Genomic DNA, 17,436 nt, shown 5'->3' with positions numbered 1-17,436 from the left:
GGGTTGACCTCCGTGTGCGCCTGTGCCTATGATTTGGACCGGTCCAATTTTGTGAAATGGAGGCGTCGAATGAAGAGGTTCGACCTAATGATCGGCGGCGAGTGGCGCGAGAGCGCCGGCGGGGCCCGCGGCCAGATTCGCTCCCCGTTTGACGGCAGCGTGGTCGGCGACGTCGCCGTGGCCACCGTCGCTGACGTGGAACTCGCCATCGCGGCGGCCGAGCGCGGCGCCGCGCGCTGGCGTCGCACCCCCGGGCACGAGCGCGCGGCAATCCTCAATCGCGCCGCGGCGCTCGCCGATGCCCGTGCGGAGGAGCTCGCCGCGCTCATCTCGGCCGAGAACGGCAAGCCGCTCGCCGAGGCGCTGGGTGAGGCGCGCCGCTCTGGCGCGATCCTGCGGCTCGCAGCGCACGAGGGCACGCAGCTGTACGGCGACAGCCTGCCGCTCGACGCGAACCCGGGAACCGGGCACGACAAGATTGGCTTCACGCTGCGCCAGCCCGTGGGCATCGTGGTCGCCATCACTCCGTTCAACTACCCCGCGTTGCTGGTGCTCCACAAGGTTGGCCCGGCCCTGGCCGCCGGCAACGCGGTCATTCTGAAGCCCGCGAGCGCGACCCCGCTCACCGCGCTCGCGCTCGCAGCGCTCTGCGTGGAGGCCGGCATCCCCGAGGGGGTGCTCTCGGTTATCACCGGCCCGGGCGGCGCGCTCGGCGATGCGCTCGTGGCCGACCCGCGCGTGCGGAAGGTCTCGTTCACCGGCTCCACCGCGGTGGGGGAGCGCATCGCGGCACGCGCCGGGATCACGAAGCTCTCGCTCGAGCTTGGCGCCTCGTCGCCGACGCTCGTGCTGCCCGGCGCTGACATCGAGCAGGCCGCGGCCGCCGTGGCCGCCGGCGGCTACGCAAACGGCGGGCAGGTGTGCATCTCGGTGCAGCGCGTGATTGTGCACCGCGACGTCGAGGCCGACTTCCTCGCCGCGCTGCGCCCGCGGGTCGAGGCGATCCGCATGGGGGATCCACTGGCCGAGGGCACCACGCTCGGTCCGCTCATCTCCGAGCGCGAGGCCGAGCGCGTTGCCGCGAGTATCGCGCGGGCCGTCGCGGAGGGGGCACACCTGCTCACGGGCGGTGAGCGCGACGGGGCGTTCGTGTCGCCCGCCATTGTGACCGGGGTCGATACCCGGCAGGCGATCGCGCAGGACGAACTGTTCGGCCCAGCCGTGGCCGTGACGCGGGTGGCCGATTTCGATGCGGCGCTCGCGGCCGCGAACGGCACGCCGTACGGCCTGGCGGCCGGGGTGTTCGGCGGCACGCTCGCCGAGGGGATCCGCGCCATGCGCGAGATCGACGCCGGCAGCATCCACCTGGGGTGGACCCCGCTCTGGCGCGCCGACCTGATGCCCTACGGCGGCGTGAAGGCGAGCGGCTACGGCAAGGAGGGCGTGCGCTCAACGGTCGAGGAGATGACCGAGGTCAAGACCGTCGTGCTGCACAGCTGAGGCCGCGCACCGCGCCTCACCCGCGAGATATCAACGAACACGCAAGGGAGCGTATCGATCATGGTTCTGGGAACCTCAGGCAATACCGTCAGGCTCACCGTTGGGCAGGCGATCGTGCGGAACATCGCCGCGCAGTACTCCGTCGCGGACGCGACGCGGGAAAGATTCGTGCCGGCGGCACTCGGCATCTTTGGCCACGGCAACGTCGCCGGGCTCGGGCAGGCGCTCGCCGAGTACGCCGACGCCCTGCCATTCGTGCAGGGCCGCAACGAGCAAGCCCTCGGGCACATGGCGACCGGCTTCGCGAAGGCCTCGCGCCGCCGCCGCACCCTCGCGGTGACCGCCTCGGTGGGCCCCGGCGCGACGAACCTCGTGACCGCAGCGGCGCTGGCAACGGTGAACCGGCTCCCCCTGCTGCTGCTGCTCGGCGATACCTACGCCACGCGCCGCCAGGGCCCCGTGCTGCAGCAGCTCGACCTGCCTGGCACCCCCGACGTCACCGCGAACGATGCGTTCAGGCCGGTTTCTCGGTTCTTCGACCGGATCACCCGCCCGGAGCAGCTGCTGACGGCGCTGCCGCAGGCGTTCCGGGTGCTCGCGAACCCGGAGGAGACCGGAGCGGTCGTGCTCGCGCTGCCCCAGGACGTGCAATCGCACGCCCACGACTTCCCCGCCGAGTTCTTCGAGCCCCGGGACTGGCTAATCCGGCGCCGCGTGCCGGCCGCCGACGAGCTCGCGGGGGTCGCCGCCCTGATCCGGGCGGCGGAGCGGCCGCTGGTGATCGCTGGCGGCGGCGTGATCTATGCCGACGCGCAGGAGCAGCTCACCGCGCTCGGGCGGCAGACGCTGATCCCGATTAGCGAGACGTTCGCCGGGAAGGGGGCGGTGACGGCGGACGGGCCGTGGAGCGTGTTCGGCGTGGGCCTCGAGGGCGCGCCGACCACGAATCGGCTCGCCGAGCGCGCAGACCTGATCGTGCACATCGGTACCCGGCTCACCGACTTCGCCACCGCCTCCCAGTCGCTCTTCGCGAACCCCGCGGTGCGCTTCGCGTCGATCAACGTGGTTGAACATGACGCGGTGAAGCAGGGGGCCACCGCGGTGGTCGCGGACGCGCGGCTCGCGCTCACGGCGCTCGCCGCCGAGCTCGGTGACTACCGCGTGCCGGCCGAGTGGGCCGGGGAGGTGGTGGCCGCCCGCGCCGCCTGGCTGCCGGTGCGCGCCGCAGCGCTCGATCCCGACACCCGGTTCCCGCGCGAGGCGCACCCGGAGCTGCCGGTTACCGACGCCGTGCTGACGCAGGGCCAGCTGATCGGGCTCATGCAGGAGCACGCGCGCCCGGGCGACACCATCGTCGCCGCCGCGGGCGGGCCGCCCGGCGATCTGCAGAAGGTGTGGGATGCGACGGGTGGCCGGACGGCGCACTTGGAGTTCGGGTTCTCGTGCATGGGCTACGAGCTGCCCGCGGCGATGGGGGTGCGGCTCGCGGATCCGGAACCGAGCCACCGGGTGACCGCGTTCATTGGCGACGGGACGTTCGTGATGATGCCGACCGAGATCGTCACCGCCGCGCAGGAGGGCATCCCGTTCACAGTGGTGATTTCGGAGAATCACGGCTATCAGGTGATTCGGCGCCTACAGATGTGGCGCACGGGCGAGCACTTCGGCAACGAGTTCCGCTACCGCGACGGCGAGGTGCCAACCGGGCTCGTCGCCGGGGGCGCGGGCGGTCTGGGCGGCGACTACCTGCGGATCGATCTCGGGCAGATCGCCGCGGGGCTCGGCGCGCTGGTGCGGCGACCGACCAGCGCCGCGGAGGTGCGCGCCGCACTCGAGGAGACGCGCGACGTGGGCGGCCCCGTGGTGATCGTGGTACCCACGATCCCGCACGCCGACCTGCCGTCGTCGGAGGTCTGGTGGGACGTCTCGCCGGCCGAGGTGTCCGCACGCGTTGATACCTCCGAGAAGCTTGTGGAGTACGGCGCCGGGCGCGCTCAGCAGCGGTGGCACGGATGAGCGCCGCGCCCTCGGCCACCCCAGCGCCCGGCCCGCTCGCTCCCGGGCGCGCGCTGCGCGAACGGTTCCTTGCGGGTGAGGCGACGATCGGCACGTTCATCAGCCTGGGCTCCGTCGCGGCGGCGGAGGTGTGCGCGGCGGCCGGCCTCGACTGGGTGCTCGTCGACCTGGAGCACGGGGGTGGCAGCGAGGGGCAGATCGGCGCGATCGTGGCGGCGGCCGGGGCCTACGGCACCGCGACCCTCGTGCGCGTGGAGCAGCCCGAGCGAATCAGGATCGGCCGCGCCCTCGACGCTGGGGCCGCCGGTGTGATGTTCCCGCGCATCTCAAGCGCGGCGGAGGCCGCCGAGGCGCGCCGTCACCAGCTCTACCCGCCGGCGGGCGACCGCGGCGTTGCGAGCTACAACCGCGCCGCGCGCTGGACGCTCGACACCGGGGCCCTGGACCGCTCGAACGAGCAGGCGGTTGGGATCGTGCAGATCGAGACGCGCGGCGCGGTCGACGACGTGGCGGCGATCGCGGCGACCCCGGGCGTTGACGTGCTCTTCGTGGGACCCCAGGACCTCAGCTACGCGCTCGGCGTGCCGCGTCAGTTTGATCACCCGCGCTTCGAGGCGGCGCTTGACGCGGTGCTGGCCGCGTGCCGCGCCACTGGCAAGGTTGCCGGGATCCTCGCGAACGACCGGGCCGGCGTTGAGCGCTACCGCGAGCGTGGCTTCGGCTTCCTCGCGGTCGGCTCGGACGCGACCCTGCTCGCGGCAACGGTCCGCGGGGCGATTCCGGACGGGCTCGGGGTGCGTCGGTGAGCGCCGCGGGAGATGCCGCCCGGGTCCACCCGCCGGTCGTCGTCGGGCTCGGGCCCGTGGACCCGGCGCTCGTGACGCCCCACCTGCCTCCGGGGACCGTGTTTGTGGCGCACCCCGCGGCCGGGGACCTCGCCGTCGCTGAGGGCGCGATCGTGCGCGCGGCGTTCGATGTCGACGCGCAGCTCCTCGACCGCATGCCGCGGTTGCGGATCGTGGCGCGCACGGGCGTCGGGGTGGAGCGCGTGGACGTCGCCGCGGCCGCCAAGCGCGGGATCGAGGTTGCGGTCACGCCCGGGAGCAACAGCCGGGCGGTCGCCGAGGGGGCGTTCGCGCTGCTCGCGGCGCTCGTGAAGCGCGTGCCAGAGTCGCACGCGTTCGTGGGGGGCGGCGGCTGGGGGCGGGATCCGGTCCCCACGCCTGGCGACCTGTTCGGCCGCACGCTCGCGGTGCTGGGCTTCGGCCGGATCGGCCGTATCGTTGCGGGCTTTGGAGCCGCGTTCGGGATGCGGGTGCTGGTGCACGATCCGTTTGTGCGGGCGGACGAGTACGAGAACGTTGCGCTCGATGCTGCGGTGCGTCGCGCTGACGCGATCACGCTCCACCTGCCGGGTGGCGGCGGGGAGCTGCTCCCGATCGAGCTGCTCCGCGAGGCCCGACCGGGGCTGGTGCTCGTCAATTGCGCGCGCGCCGACCTCGTGTCGACGGAGACGCTGAGCGCCGCGCTCGCCGCCGGGGTGCTCGCGGGCGTTGGGCTCGACGTGTTTGCGCACGAGCCCGTCGCGAGCCATCCGCTCGCAGCCGACCCGCGGGTGCTGCTGAGCCCGCACACGAGTGGGCTCTCGGAGGGCGCGATGCGCGAGACGTTCCGCATGGCGGCGGTGGCTGTGGCCGAGGCGCTCGGCGGTCGTTATCCAACTTTTACCCGAATGGATGCCTGACGGGGGAAGTTGCGGTACTGTTACACCAAGCGAACAGCTTTGTAACGACATTAGTTCAATAACACGATGGAGTGAAACTATGTTGAAATCACGGAAGAGCCGTATGGCGAAGTTTGGGCTTGCGGGCCTCGCGGCGACGGGCGCACTGCTGCTCGCCGCCTGTGGCAGCCCGGCGGGAGCCGGCGGCGCAGCGAGCGGCGACGGCGAGTCCGGCGGCGCCACGACCGAGGAGCTCAAGGTCGCGCTGATCACTCACGCGGCACCGGGCGACACGTTCTGGGACACGATCCGCGCCGGCGCTGAGAACGCGGCGGAACTGAACAACATCAACCTGCTCTACACCTCTGACCCGGACGGCGCCCGCCAGGCTCAGCTGGTGCAGCAGGCCGTGGACCAGGGCGTTGACGGCATCGTGGTCACGCTGGCGAAGGCAGACGCGATGTCCGGTGAGGTCAAGAAGGCCACCGAGGCGGGCATCCCGGTGTTCAGCATCAACGCCGGTGAGAACGACTTCAAGGACATGGGCGTGCTCGCGCACTTCGGCCAGAACGAGTTCATCGCCGGCCAGGCCGCGGGCGAGCAGTTCAACGAGGCCGGGAAGACGAAGGCCATCTGCGTGATCCAGGAGCAGGGTCACGTGGGCCTCGAGGCGCGCTGCGAGGGTCTCGCCGACACGTTCGAGGGCAGCTCGGAGGTGCTGTACGTGCAGGGCACGGACATGACCAACGTTGCGTCCACCATCACGTCGAAGCTCCAGACCAACAAGGACATCGACGCGGTGCTGACGCTCGGCGCCCCGTTCGCAATGACCGCGGTCGACGCCATCACCGACGCCGGCAGCAGCGCGACGCTCGCCACGACCGACCTGAACCCGGATGTGTACGCGGCGATCAAGGACGGCACGATGCTCTTCGGCATCGACCAGCAGCCGTTCATGCAGGGCTACCAGTCGGTCGAGGCGGTTCGCCTCTTCTCTGAGGGCGGCTACGTCCTCGGCGGCGGCCAGGCAGTGCTTACCGGACCCGCAGTGGTGAACGCCGCCAACGCCGAGAGCGTTGCCGCGCAGTTCAAGTAATGCTGCAAGAGAGTTGAAACCTATGTCTACAGCCACAGCGCCGAAGTTCGACGAGCGCATCGCCACCGGCAACTTCTTCACGCGCTTCTTCTCGAAGCCGGAAGCCGGAGCCAGCACGGCGGCACTCGCCCTCGCGATCATGTTCGCGGTGGTCGCGCCGCAGTTCACCCAGCCCGATTCGATCGCCACGATCCTCTACGGTGCCTCCACCGTCGGGATCATGGCGGTGGGCGTATCCCTGCTGATGATCGGCGGCGAGGTCGACCTGTCGGCCGGCGTCGGCGTCATCTCGGCGGCGCTGTCATCGTCCCTGTTCATGTACTGGTTCGGAGGCAACGTCTGGGTGGGGGCGATCATCGGCCTGGTGTTCTCGCTCCTGGTCGGCCTGCTCAACGGCTGGCTGTTGACGAAAACCAAACTCTCAAGCTTCATCATCACCCTGGCCACCTTCTTTATGTTGACCGGCCTCAACCTGGGTGTGACGCGATTGATCACGGGCGGGGTCGCAGCGCCGTCCGTCGCGAACTGGCCCGGCTTCGAATCAGCCGCCGCCGTGTTCGCCTCGGACATCCCGATCTTTGGGGTGAAGGTGAAGATCACGGTCTTCTACTGGATCCTGCTCGTGGCAATCGCGACCTGGGTGCTCAAGCGCACCCGCATCGGCAACTGGATCTTTGCGAGCGGCGGCGCCCCCGACGCGGCGCGCGCGGTGGGTGTGCCCGTGGTGCGCACCAAGATCGGGCTCTACATGGGCGTGAGCTTCTGCGCCTGGCTGCTCGGCATGCACCAGCTGTTTGCATTCAAGACGGTGCAGTCGGGTGAGGGCATCGGCAACGAGTTCCTCTACATCATCGCGGCCGTCGTGGGTGGCTGCCTCATGACCGGTGGCTACGGCAGCGCGATCGGCGGCGCGATCGGCGCACTGATCTACGGGATGGCACTCAAGGGCGTCGTGTACGCAGAGTGGAACCCGGACTGGCTCAAGTTCTTCCTCGGGGCAATGCTCCTGGGGGCGACCGTGCTCAACTTCACGCTGCAGCGACGCGCAGCGCAGGGAGGGAAAAAGTGAACGCCACAACAGCACCGGTCACGCCGCTCGTCGAGCTGCGCGAGGCCGAGAAGCGCTACGGCAACATCATCGCGCTGCGCGACGTGAGCCTCAAGGTCAGCGCGGGCGAGGTGATGTGCGTGCTCGGCGACAACGGCGCCGGGAAATCGACGCTCATCAAGATCATCGCCGGGCTGCACCAGCACACCGGCGGGGAATTTCTGATCGAGGGCGAGCCGGTCAAGCTCGGATCGCCGCGCGAGGCGCTCAACCGCGGAATCGCCACGGTCTACCAGGATCTCGCGGTGGCACCGCTCATGCCGGTGTGGCGCAACTTCTTCCTCGGCTCCGAGCAGACGAAGGGCTGGGGGCCGTTCAAGCGCCTGGACATCGAGTTCATGCGGGCGACGGCGAAAAAGGAGCTGCTCGACATGGGCATCGACCTGCGCGACGTCGACCAGCCGATCGGCACCCTCTCCGGTGGTGAGCGGCAGTGTGTGGCGATCGCGCGCGCCGTGTACTTCGGTGCGAAGGTGCTCATCCTCGACGAGCCGACCGCGGCGCTCGGCGTGAAGCAGTCTGGCGTGGTGCTCCGCTACATCATCCAGGCGCGGGATCGGGGGCTCGGCGTGGTCTTCATCACCCACAACCCGCACCACGCCTATCCGGTTGGCGACCGCTTTCTCCTGCTCAAACGCGGCCAGAGCATCGGCTACCACGAGAAGGAGGACATCACGCTCGAGGAGCTGACCGGCCTGATGGCGGGCGGTGCCGAGCTCGAACAGCTGGTGCACGAGCTGCGCCAGGTGGGCACGAGCACTGACACCGTGCGCGCGATCCGCGACGAGATCCAGGACGACTCAGCCGCCGGTGTGGGGCGGGTGTCCGTCACCGAGGCGGTGCGCGTCGTGCCGCCAGAAGAGCTCTAGGCACACCCGCGAGAGGGGGCGTCGCCGCAGTGCGGGACGCCCCCTGTTGCGTGTCCCGCTCCCACCACAATCGGCCGCGTCAGCGGGGAGAGGGGCCGCAGTGCACGAGCAGGAACACCACCGCGGGCAGCGGCTCCCGCGCGCACCGCGACCGTGGGTGCTCATCGCCGCCCTCGCCTGCGGCGGCTTCGGAATCGGGGTCAGCGAGTTTCTCGTGATGGGGCTCCTCCCGCAGATCGCGCAGGATCTCCTCCCCGGGCTGTTGGCGACGCGCCCAGACGCGGCGCTCGCGGCGAGCGGCGGGCTCGCCTCGGCGTACGCGCTCGGCGTGGTGGTGGGCATGGTCGTCACGCCGGCGCTGCTGCGCCGCCTGAGCGAGCGGGGCACGTTGATCGCGTGCGCGAGCAGCATGCTCGTGTGGACGATCGCCACCGCCCTCGCGCCCACGCTCGGCAGCGCCCTCGTGCTGCGCTTCCTTGCGGCGCTCACCCACGCAAGCTTCATCGGGGTCGCGGCGCTCGCCGCAGCGCATCTGCTGGGTGGTCGCAGCTACGGGCGCGGCTCGGCGCTCATCCACGGCGGACTCGCTGCAGCGAACCTGCTGGGTGTGCCGGCGTTGACGGCCCTCGGCGCCGCGCTCGACTGGCGGCTCGCGCTCGCCGGGTGCGCGGTGTTCTTTGCGGTGCCACTGCTGGCGCTGCTGCTGTGCCAGCCGCCGCCGGCCCCGACCGGTACCGTTGCGCCCGGGGGAGCGAGCCTCACCGGGCGGCTCATCGCGCTCGCCCTCGCGGCGATCGCGGTGGCGGGTGGCGGCTTCGCGATCGTGACCTTCGTGGCCCCGGTCACGGCGTGGACGCAGGGGGCGGGTGGCTGGCTTACGCCACCGCTCGCGATGCTCGCGTTCGGTGTGGGGATGAACGCCGGCAACCTCGCCGCCGGCTGGGGCGCGGACCGCTGGCCGCGCGCCGCGTTCATCGGGGCGGCCGCAACCGGCGCGCTCGGGGCCGGCCTCATGCTCGTGCCCGGACTCGGGGCTGTGGGCGCCGCGCTGGGCGTGGCGTGTGTTGGGGCGATGCTGGGCGGCGGGAGCCCCGCCGCCCAGGTCCTGTTCCTTCGCGAGCTCCCGCGGTGGCCGCGCCTCGCCGCCGCGCTGCCCTCCGGGGCAGCGAACCTCGGGAGTTTCCTCGGTTCGCTCATCGGCGGCGCAGCGCTCGCGCTCAGCGGTGCCGCCGCGGTGCCGGCTTCCGCGCTCGTGCTCGTCGCGGTCGGGGCCGTGTGCTTCATCGCGCTGCGTGGTCCCGGCTCGTGGCGCGGCCCGGGCCGGGGGCGCGGCGGCCCGCGCGGCCGGGCGGGGGCCGCGTGAACGCCGAGAATCGAGCCCCGAGGTTGACAGTTGCGGGCCAGGGTTCATACACTTTGGACCGGTCCATATTCAGCGTCGCGCGACCATCGCCGGCGTGGCACGGTGCCAGGCACCCCGAGCGAAAGCGAAGCAGCATGCAGACCACCGAAGACGGCACCGTAGAGATCGGCGTCGGGCTCATCAGCGTCGGCTGGATGGGGCAGCTCCACAGCCGCGCCTACGCGAACCTGCGCTACGCCTACCCGGACCTCCGCGTGCGCCCCAGGCTGGTGCACGCCGCCGACCCGGCTCAGGCGCGCGCGGAGGAAGCGGTGTCCGTGCTCGGGTACGAGCGTGCCTCAGCCGACTACCAGGCGGTGCTCGACGACCCGGAGGTCGACGTCGTCTCGATCTGCGCCCCGAACTTTTTGCACGCCGAGATCGGGATCGCCGCCGCGAAGGCCGGCAAGCACTTCTGGATTGAGAAGCCGGTCGGCCGCGGCGAGGCCGAGACCCGCGCCGTGGCTGAGGCCGCAGCCGAGGCCGGCGTCGTCTCATCGATCGGGTTCAACTACCGCCACGCTCCCGCCATTGAGTACTTGCGCGAGCTGGTCGCCGACGGCAAGCTGGGCCGCATCACCAACGTGCGCGGCCAGATGTTCGCCGACTACTCGGCCGACCCGCGCGGTGCGCTCTCCTGGCGCTTCGTGCGCGGCCTCGCGGGGTCCGGCGTGCTTGGCGACCTGATGGGCCACCTGGTCGATCTCGTGCAGTACACCCTCGGCCCCATCGCCGAGGTGAACGCGGTCACCTCCACGGTCTACACGGAACGCCCGGAGCTGCCGATGGGCACGGGAACGCACTTCGCGGTGATCGAGGACGGCGAGATGAAGCCCGTCGAAAACGAGGACTACGCCGGCATGCTCGTGCGGCTCGCCGACGGCGCGGCCGCGGCGGGCGCGGTTGGCACCCTCGAGGCATCACGGGTGGCCGTGGGGCCCCGCGCGAGCTATGGGATCGAGGTCTACGGCACGGCTGGTTCGGCGCGCTGGGACTTCGAGCGCCTCAACGAGCTGCACGTCGCCGGCGGCCTCGACACCGAGTACCCCGGCTACACCCGGGTCATGGCGCACCCCGGAATGGGCGACTTCGGCCGGTTCCAGCCTGGTGCCGGGACCTCGATGGGCTACGACGACCTCAAGGTCATCGAGGCGAAGAAGTTTGTGCAGGCGGTGCTCGGCCGCGAGCTGCGCAACTCAAACATCCAGGACGCGCTCTCGGCGGCGCAGGTCATCTCCGCCGCTGAGCGCTCCGCAGCCGGCCGCGGCTGGGAGCCCAGCGCCCCGCTGCCGGGCACCACCGCTGCGACGCGCAACTAGCCGCACTCCGGATCCCCACCCCGATCACCAGCACTTCAGCCACGACGCACCAGCACTCAGAAGGAGCCACCATGACCGCACGAATCGCCGCCGCACCCATCAGCTGGGGCGTCATCGAGGTTCCGAACTGGGGGGTGCAGCTCGACCGTGAGCGCGTTCTCTCTGAGATGACCGGGCTGGGAGTCAGTGCCACCGAGTTTGGGCCGGAGGGATTTCTCCCCGACGCACCGGCAGAGCGGGCGCGCGTGCTCGCCAGCGCCGGGCTGCGGGCCGTCGGCGGCTTCTTCCCCATCGTGCTGCACGACGCGGCGCAGGACCCGCTGCCCGCGATCGAGCGCGAGCTCGAGGCGTACGTCGCCGCCGGTGCCGACACCCTCGTGCTCTCGGCGGTGACCGGCCGCGACGGGTACGACGGGGTGGGCGAGCTCAGCGAGGCCGAGTGGGGCACACTGCTCGCCAACCTCGATCGCGCGCTCGACGCCGCGGCCGCCGTGGGTGTGGTGGCGACGCTCCACCCGCACCTTGGCACGGTGGTTGAGGCCCCCGCCGCCGTCGAGCGGGTCATCGCCGGGTCACGGATCGGTCTCTGCCTCGATGCGGGGCACTTCACCCTCGGCGGAGGCGATCCCCTGCAGCTCGTGGCCGATCACGCCGACCGCATTGTCCACGCGCACCTCAAGGACGTGAGCCTCGCGGTCGCCGCCCGGGTCCGAGCGGGCGAACTCAGCTACCGCGACGGGGTGCAGCAGGGGATGTACTGCGCGCTCGGCGAGGGGGACGCGCGCATCCCCGAGATCGTGGCGGCCCTCCGCGACGCGGGCTACGACGGCTGGTACGTGATCGAGCAGGACACGGTGATCGAGTCGGAGGCCGACGCGGCGCGGGCGCTTGAGAACGCCAGGCGCAGCATCGATTTCATCCGCGCGGCGGTCTCGGCGTGAGCGCCCCGCTGCGGATCGGGCTCCTCGGCGCCTCGCGGATCGCGGAGCTCGCGATCACCGCGGCGAGCCGCGACACGGGAGACACCCGCGCGGCCGTCGCGGCGCGCGACCCGGAGCGCGCCCGCGCGTACGCGGCCGAGCACGGTTTCGACGGGATCCGCGACGACTACGAGGCGCTGATCGCCGACGACTCTCTCGACCTGCTCTATATCGGTCTGCCGAACGGGCTGCACGCCGAGTGGACCGTGCGCGCGCTGCGCGCCGGGCGCTCGGTGCTCGTTGAGAAGCCGTTCGCGGCGAACCTCGTCGAGTTCGATGCGGTCGCCGCCGAGCTCCAGCGGGCGCCGGGTTGGGCCTGGGAGGCGTTCCACTACGCCGATCACCCGCTCACGGCCCGGCTCCTCGACATCGTGCGCTCGGGGGAGATCGGCGAGCTGCGCGAGGTGCGCGTGGCAATGCTGATGCCGTCCCCCGACGCGGCTGACCCGCGCTGGAGCTTCGACCTCGCCGGCGGCGCAATGATGGACCTCGGGTGCTACGCGGTCCACGCGCTGCTCACGCTCGGCGACGCGCTCGGGCTGCCCGTGACGCTCGCGACAGCAGCGGGAGTGGGCTACGGCCCGGATCCGCGGCTGGACGCCGCGGTGACCGCGTCGCTCAGCGTCGGCGCCGCGCCCGCGTCGCTCAGCGTGAGCATGGAGAGCCCCGAGTGGGACTTCAGCCTCCGGGTGATCGGCGACCGCGGCGACGTGTACGCCCCCAACTTCGTGAAGCCGCAGGAGGATGATCGCCTGCTCGTCACTGCCGACGGGGTCGCGCGCGAGGAGCGCACGGGCACCGAATCCTCGTACGCGTACCAGCTCCGTCGCATCCGCGCGGCGCTGCGCTCGGGTGAGCGATCCGCCACCGAGCTCGAGCGCTCACGCCGCACCATGGCGCTGATCGACGCCATCCTCGTGCAGAGCGGATTTCCGCTGCGCCCGGGCCGCCTGGCCTAGGCCCAGACCCAGGCCGCGGGCACGCGCGGCCGCACCCCATCCCCGACGCAAAGGAGCACCGCAATGCAGCAACTGCTGAACCAGAAGACACTTCTCGTGACCGGCGGGACGCAGGGCCTCGGCCTGGCGATCGCCGAGGCGGCGGCCAGAGAGGGGGCCGTCGGGGTGGCGATCGTTGGCCGGAGCGCGGCCAAGGCGGAGGCGGCGCTCGCCGCGATCCGCGCCGCGGGTGCGGCGACGCCGGGATTCGAGGCCGCGGCGATCATCGCCGACCTGTCCGAGCCGGGCGAGGCAGAGCGCGCCGTCGCCGAAACCGTGGCCCGCTTCGGTCGCATCGACAGTCTCGTGAACGCCGCCGGCGCCACGAGCCGCGGCACCCTGCTCGATACGAGCCGGGAACTGCTGCAGGAGCACCTCACCCTCAACCTCGTTGTGCCGTTCATGACGATGCAGGGCGCGGTGGCTGACATGCGCGACCGCGGGGCGCCCGGCACGATCCTCAACATCATCAGCATGTCGATGCACGGCGGTCAGCCATATCTTGCGCCCTACACCGCCTCGAAGGCCGGCCTCGCCGGCCTCACAAAGAACGCGGCGTTCGCCCACCGCTTCGACCGGATCCGAATCAACGGGCTCAACATCGGCTGGACCGCGACCCCGGGTGAAACGGCAACACAGAAGACGTTCCACGGGGCCGCTGACGACTGGCTCGCCGCCGCGGAGGCCGCGCAGCCGATGGGCAAACTAGGGCAGCCGGACGAGATCGCTGACGCCGTGGTGTTCCTGCTCAGCGATCGCAGCGGCGTGGTCACCGGATCAATCATCGACTGGGACCAGAACGTCCCCGGCGCCTACGACCAGTAGCGCGCACCCCCTCGCGCGGGGCGCACACCGCCGCGCGGGCCGCCCCGCACGGGGCGCGCCGCCACCCATGAAGAGGAGAGAACGCACATGCGAATCGGCATCATCGGCACCGGCGTGATGGGCGCCTTCCACGCGGGGGTGCTGCACCGCGAAGTCTCGGGCGCCACCGTTACCGCGGTCGCGGACCTCGATCCTGAGCGGGCCGGTGCCGCGGCCGCCGCGATTCCCGGCGCGGTCGCGTTCACCGACCCGGCCGCGCTCATCGCCAACGACGCCGTCGACGCGGTGCTCATCGCCTCGCCCGATGCGCTGCACGCGGAGCAGACGCTCGCCTGTATTGCGGCGGGCAAGCCGACCCTCTGCGAGAAGCCGCTCTCGTACTCGGTCGACGAGGCCGAGCGGGTGCTCGCGGCGCATCGCGCGGCGGTCGGTGCCGGGATCCCGCTCGTGCACCAGGGGTTTATGCGGCGTTTCGACCCGGGCTACGTAGAGCAGCGCCGGATCGTCGCCTCGGGTGCGCACGGGCGGCCGCTCATGGTGCACTCGATTGGTCGCGGCGTGGCCTCCGGGCCCGGCGCCACCGACGAGTCGGTGATCTTCAACTCGGCGATCCACGACCTCGACCTGGTTCCCTGGCTCGTTGGCGCCCCCGTCACCGAGGTCGCGTGGCACGCCCCGGCGGCGCCGAGTGGCACGGCCGGCGGGCTCCGCGACCCGTTCCTCCTGCTGCTGCGCACCGCCGACGGCGGACTCTCGACCGTCGAGACATTTCTGAACTCGCGGGCGGGCTACGACATGCGCTGCGAGGTGGTGTGCGAGACCGGCACGGTCGCGATCACTGAGCCCCACCGTACGGTGACGGTGGCCGGGCTCGCCGCGAGCACCGGCGTCCCAGGCGACTTTCGCCCCCGCTTCGCCGACGCGTACCGACTCGAACTGCAGGAGTGGGTCACGGCGCTCGGCGCCGGCCGCGCACCGCACCTCGCGACCGTCGCCGACGGCGCGCAGGCCACCCGCGTCGCCGCTGCCGCCGTGGCGTCCATGCGGGCCGGGGGCGGCTTCGTGCCCGTGGCGGTGGCGCGATGAGCCCCGCGACGGGGCCCACTCCGGCGGCCGCCGGGCCCGGCCCGGGCGGCGCGCGCCCCGAGCGGCTCCCCGATCCAGTCGTGCCGGATCCGCGTGCGGTGCCCGCGAAACGCTGGGCGATTCTTGGGACCGGCTGGATCGCCGCCAGGTTCGTCGAGGCGCTCCAGGCGAGCACCTCCCAGCCGGTGGTCGCCGTGGGGTCGCGCAGCCTCGGGCGCGCGGCTGAGTTCGCGGCGGAGCACGGCATCGCGCGCGCACACGGCAGCTACGAAGAGCTCGTCGCCGACGGAGACGTCGACGTGGTCTACATCGCGACCGGGCACCTCGACCACCTCGCTCACGCGACGCTCGCGATTCTGGCAGGCAAGCCGGTGCTCGTTGAGAAGCCGATGACCCCGCACCCCGCAGATACCCGCGCCCTCGTCGAGCTTGCGCGCGAGCGCGGCGTCTTCGCGATGGAGGCGGTGTGGACGCTCGCGCTGCCGCGGTACTCGATCGTGCGCCAGGTGCTCGCGAGCGGCATGCTCGGCGAGGTCGTCGCGGTCTCCGCGAACCTCGGTGAGCGACTGGTCGACCACCACCGGGCGATGGATCCGGTGCAGGGCGGCGGCGCGATGAACGACATCGGCAGCTACACGATCATGTTCGCGAATGAGGTACTCCCGGGGCTCCGGGTCGTTTCCGCGCACGGGCAGCGTCACCCGGAGCACGGCTCGATCGGGCAGTTCGCCGCCGTGCTCGCCGACGAGCGCGGCCGGCTCGCGACGGTGAGCGCGTCGATGCTCGCCGATACTCCCACGACCGCGTACATCGCGGGCACCGCGGCGACGCTCTCGCTCCCGGCCCCGTTCTACCAGCCCGGCCCGGTGGTCGTGCGCTTCCACGACGGGTCCGAGCTGCGGGCCGAGGGGGCGGCTCTCGCGCACACCCAGCTGTTCTGGGAAGCGCTCGAGGTGGCCCGCTGCCTCGACGCCGGGCTCACCGAATCCCCGCTGCGCCCGCTTGACCAGACGCTCGCGACCGTCGCGCTCATGGCTGAGGCGCGAGAGCGCATGGGGGATCCGGTCACGCGGGCTAGCGCGCCGTGAGCTGCGCCGCGAGCTGCAACAGCCGCTCCTCGGTGCCCGCACGGCCGATCAGCTGCACGCCGAACGCGTGGCCTGCCGCCGTCTCCAGGATCGGCACCGCAATGGCGGGCAACCCCGACACGTTGACCATTGAGGTGTACGGCGCCCACTCGCACTGGAGCCGGTAGTCGTCGTCCGGGTCGAGCGCCGTGAACGCGCCGATCCGGGGCGGCAGCATCGCGAGGCCCGGGGTGAGCACGATGTCGTAGCGGCCCCACTGCGCCCGGGCCTCCGTGGCGAAGTCGCGCAGCTGGGACGCGGCCGACACGTGCGCTTCCCGGGGCCGCGCGATGGCACGCTCGCGGAACAGACGGGTGAGGGGCATGAGCCGCTCGGCTGCGCCCGCCGGGAGGTCGAGCAGCGACAGCCCAGCGGTCCACGCGAGCGTGAACGCCCGCGGGTAGACCGGGTCGTAGCTGAAATCGGCGGCCTCGACGCGGTGCCCGCGCTCCGCCAGCAGTTGCGCTGCGCGCTCGTGCGCGGCCCGCGCCTCGGGGGCCAGCGGGACCGGGTGCGCTGCCTCGAACGGGGAGGCCGCCGAAACCCCGATCCGCAGTCCGCGCAGTTCGTCGGCCCGTGCCACGGCCGTGACCGCCGGCTCGTCGTGTGCGCCACGCATCGCGTCGAACAGCAGCGCCGCGTCCCCCGCGGTGTGCGCGAGCGGGCCGCTCGCCGTGAGCCGCGGGGCGCCGAACTCGTCGTGCGGGCCGCGCGTCACGTCCGAGGGCACCGCTCCGAGCCCCGGCTTGAGGCCCACGAGGCCGCACGCGAGCGCGGGGATTCGGATCGAGCCGCCCCCGTCGCTGCCCGGGGCCACCGGCAGCAGGCCCGCCGCGACCGCCGCGGCGCTCCCGCCCGATGAGCCACCGGCCGTGCGCTCGGGGTCGCGCGGGTTGCGGGCCGGTGGTGCGATCAGGTTCTCGGAGTAGCCGGTGAGCCCAAACTCGGGAACCTGCGTCTTGCCGAGCGAGATGGTTCCCGCCGCGCGCAGCACGCGCACTCCGGGGCCGTCCTCGGGTGCTGGCGCGTGCGGGAACGCCGCGCTCCCGTGGGTGGTGGGGACCCCGGCAACGTCGCTGAGGTCTTTGTGACCGAGCGGGACGCCGTGCAGGGCGGGGAGCGCTGCGCGCCCGGCCCGCGGCGTCGCGGCGTAGCGCTCGTCGGCCGCCCCGGCCTCGGCCGCGGCCCGCTCGGCGGTGACTGTGACGAACGCGCCCAGATCGGTGCGCGCGGCGATGCGCGCGAGGAAGTGCGCGGACGCCTCGCGCGCAGAGAGCTCGCCCGCCCGGAGTGCGTCGCGGAGCGCGAGCGCGGTGGCCGGGAAGCCGGTGAGCTGGGAAGCATCGCCCGTGGTGATCATTCAGCCAGCCTATGGGGGCGGGATCAG

The 17,436-nt window shown here is 72.0% G+C and carries 15 protein-coding genes; 14 read left to right on the top strand and 1 reads right to left on the bottom strand.

Features of this window, described 5'->3' with window-relative positions; translation table 11 throughout:
• Positions 1–69: 69 nt before the first annotated feature.
• From EV139_RS05195 to EV139_RS05130, 14 genes are all read left to right on the top strand, one after another.
• On the top strand, positions 70–1,500 hold the full coding sequence (locus EV139_RS05195; protein WP_130453250.1) for an aldehyde dehydrogenase family protein: 1,431 nt from the start codon (positions 70–72) through the stop codon (positions 1,498–1,500).
• 60 nt (positions 1,501–1,560) lie between these two features.
• Complete coding sequence (gene iolD, locus EV139_RS05190; protein WP_130453249.1) at positions 1,561–3,516, top strand: 3D-(3,5/4)-trihydroxycyclohexane-1,2-dione acylhydrolase (decyclizing); 1,956 nt, start codon at positions 1,561–1,563, stop codon at positions 3,514–3,516.
• Entirely contained in the window at positions 3,513–4,322 is an 810-nt protein-coding gene (locus tag EV139_RS05185) for an HpcH/HpaI aldolase family protein (protein WP_130453248.1), read from the top strand. The genes iolD and EV139_RS05185 overlap by 4 nt, the downstream gene beginning before the upstream one ends.
• A complete protein-coding gene (locus EV139_RS05180) occupies positions 4,319–5,260 on the top strand; it encodes an NAD(P)-dependent oxidoreductase (protein WP_130453247.1) in 942 nt (313 codons plus the stop codon). Before EV139_RS05185 ends, EV139_RS05180 begins: the two co-directional genes overlap by 4 nt.
• Before the next feature lie 79 nt (positions 5,261–5,339).
• Positions 5,340–6,335 (top strand): sugar ABC transporter substrate-binding protein, encoded by a 996-nt coding sequence (locus EV139_RS05175; RefSeq protein ID WP_130453246.1) that lies wholly within the window; start codon positions 5,340–5,342, stop codon positions 6,333–6,335.
• A gap of 22 nt (positions 6,336–6,357) precedes the next feature.
• Entirely contained in the window at positions 6,358–7,404 is a 1,047-nt protein-coding gene (locus tag EV139_RS05170; RefSeq protein ID WP_130453245.1) for an ABC transporter permease, read from the top strand.
• Positions 7,401–8,312, top strand: a complete 912-nt coding sequence (locus EV139_RS05165; RefSeq protein WP_130453244.1) for an ATP-binding cassette domain-containing protein — start codon at positions 7,401–7,403, stop codon at positions 8,310–8,312. The genes EV139_RS05170 and EV139_RS05165 overlap by 4 nt, the downstream gene beginning before the upstream one ends.
• Before the next feature lie 100 nt (positions 8,313–8,412).
• Positions 8,413–9,675, top strand: a complete 1,263-nt coding sequence (locus EV139_RS05160) for an MFS transporter (RefSeq protein WP_241988969.1) — start codon at positions 8,413–8,415, stop codon at positions 9,673–9,675.
• Positions 9,676–9,809: 134 nt separating this feature from the next.
• Complete coding sequence (locus tag EV139_RS05155; RefSeq protein WP_130453243.1) at positions 9,810–11,033, top strand: Gfo/Idh/MocA family protein; 1,224 nt, start codon at positions 9,810–9,812, stop codon at positions 11,031–11,033.
• A gap of 71 nt (positions 11,034–11,104) precedes the next feature.
• Positions 11,105–11,974, top strand: coding sequence for a sugar phosphate isomerase/epimerase family protein (locus tag EV139_RS05150; protein WP_130453242.1), 870 nt, complete (start codon positions 11,105–11,107; stop codon positions 11,972–11,974).
• On the top strand, positions 11,971–12,972 hold the full coding sequence (locus tag EV139_RS05145) for a Gfo/Idh/MocA family protein (RefSeq protein WP_130453241.1): 1,002 nt from the start codon (positions 11,971–11,973) through the stop codon (positions 12,970–12,972). Before EV139_RS05150 ends, EV139_RS05145 begins: the two co-directional genes overlap by 4 nt.
• Before the next feature lie 63 nt (positions 12,973–13,035).
• Positions 13,036–13,836: an SDR family oxidoreductase gene (locus EV139_RS05140; protein WP_130453240.1), complete on the top strand. Its 801-nt coding sequence runs from the start codon at positions 13,036–13,038 to the stop codon at positions 13,834–13,836.
• 87 nt (positions 13,837–13,923) lie between these two features.
• Positions 13,924–14,922, top strand: a complete 999-nt coding sequence (locus tag EV139_RS05135; protein ID WP_130453239.1) for a Gfo/Idh/MocA family protein — start codon at positions 13,924–13,926, stop codon at positions 14,920–14,922.
• Positions 14,919–16,010, top strand: a complete 1,092-nt coding sequence (locus EV139_RS05130) for a Gfo/Idh/MocA family protein (protein WP_130453238.1) — start codon at positions 14,919–14,921, stop codon at positions 16,008–16,010. Before EV139_RS05135 ends, EV139_RS05130 begins: the two co-directional genes overlap by 4 nt.
• Here the strand turns inward: EV139_RS05130 and EV139_RS05125 are convergent.
• Complete coding sequence (locus EV139_RS05125) at positions 15,997–17,409, bottom strand: amidase (RefSeq protein ID WP_130453237.1); 1,413 nt, start codon at positions 17,407–17,409, stop codon at positions 15,997–15,999. The two genes, EV139_RS05130 and EV139_RS05125, sit on opposite strands and share 14 nt — an antisense overlap.
• Between the last annotated feature and the right edge of the window lie 27 nt (positions 17,410–17,436).

The sequence above is a fragment of the Leucobacter luti genome, assembly GCF_004217175.1.
GTDB lineage: Bacteria > Actinomycetota > Actinomycetes > Actinomycetales > Microbacteriaceae > Leucobacter > Leucobacter luti.
The sequence above is the reverse complement of the archived record's forward strand: the minus strand, read 5'-3'. Positions and strand labels throughout refer to the sequence as shown.

Excerpts from the sequence above, each read along its gene's own strand:
- EV139_RS05185 (WP_130453248.1), top strand. The coding sequence starts at position 3,513 with ATGAGCGCCGCGCCCTCGGCCACCCCAGCGCCCGGCCCGCTCGCTCCC.
- EV139_RS05170 (WP_130453245.1), top strand. The coding sequence starts at position 6,358 with ATGTCTACAGCCACAGCGCCGAAGTTCGACGAGCGCATCGCCACCGGC.
- EV139_RS05130 (WP_130453238.1), top strand. The coding sequence starts at position 14,919 with ATGAGCCCCGCGACGGGGCCCACTCCGGCGGCCGCCGGGCCCGGCCCG.
- EV139_RS05175 (WP_130453246.1), top strand. The coding sequence starts at position 5,340 with ATGTTGAAATCACGGAAGAGCCGTATGGCGAAGTTTGGGCTTGCGGGC.
- EV139_RS05155 (WP_130453243.1), top strand. The coding sequence starts at position 9,810 with ATGCAGACCACCGAAGACGGCACCGTAGAGATCGGCGTCGGGCTCATC.
- iolD (WP_130453249.1), top strand. The coding sequence starts at position 1,561 with ATGGTTCTGGGAACCTCAGGCAATACCGTCAGGCTCACCGTTGGGCAG.
- EV139_RS05150 (WP_130453242.1), top strand. The coding sequence starts at position 11,105 with ATGACCGCACGAATCGCCGCCGCACCCATCAGCTGGGGCGTCATCGAG.
- EV139_RS05135 (WP_130453239.1), top strand. The coding sequence starts at position 13,924 with ATGCGAATCGGCATCATCGGCACCGGCGTGATGGGCGCCTTCCACGCG.
- EV139_RS05140 (WP_130453240.1), top strand. The coding sequence starts at position 13,036 with ATGCAGCAACTGCTGAACCAGAAGACACTTCTCGTGACCGGCGGGACG.
- EV139_RS05195 (WP_130453250.1), top strand. The coding sequence starts at position 70 with ATGAAGAGGTTCGACCTAATGATCGGCGGCGAGTGGCGCGAGAGCGCC.
- EV139_RS05125 (WP_130453237.1), bottom strand. The coding sequence starts at position 17,409 with ATGATCACCACGGGCGATGCTTCCCAGCTCACCGGCTTCCCGGCCACC.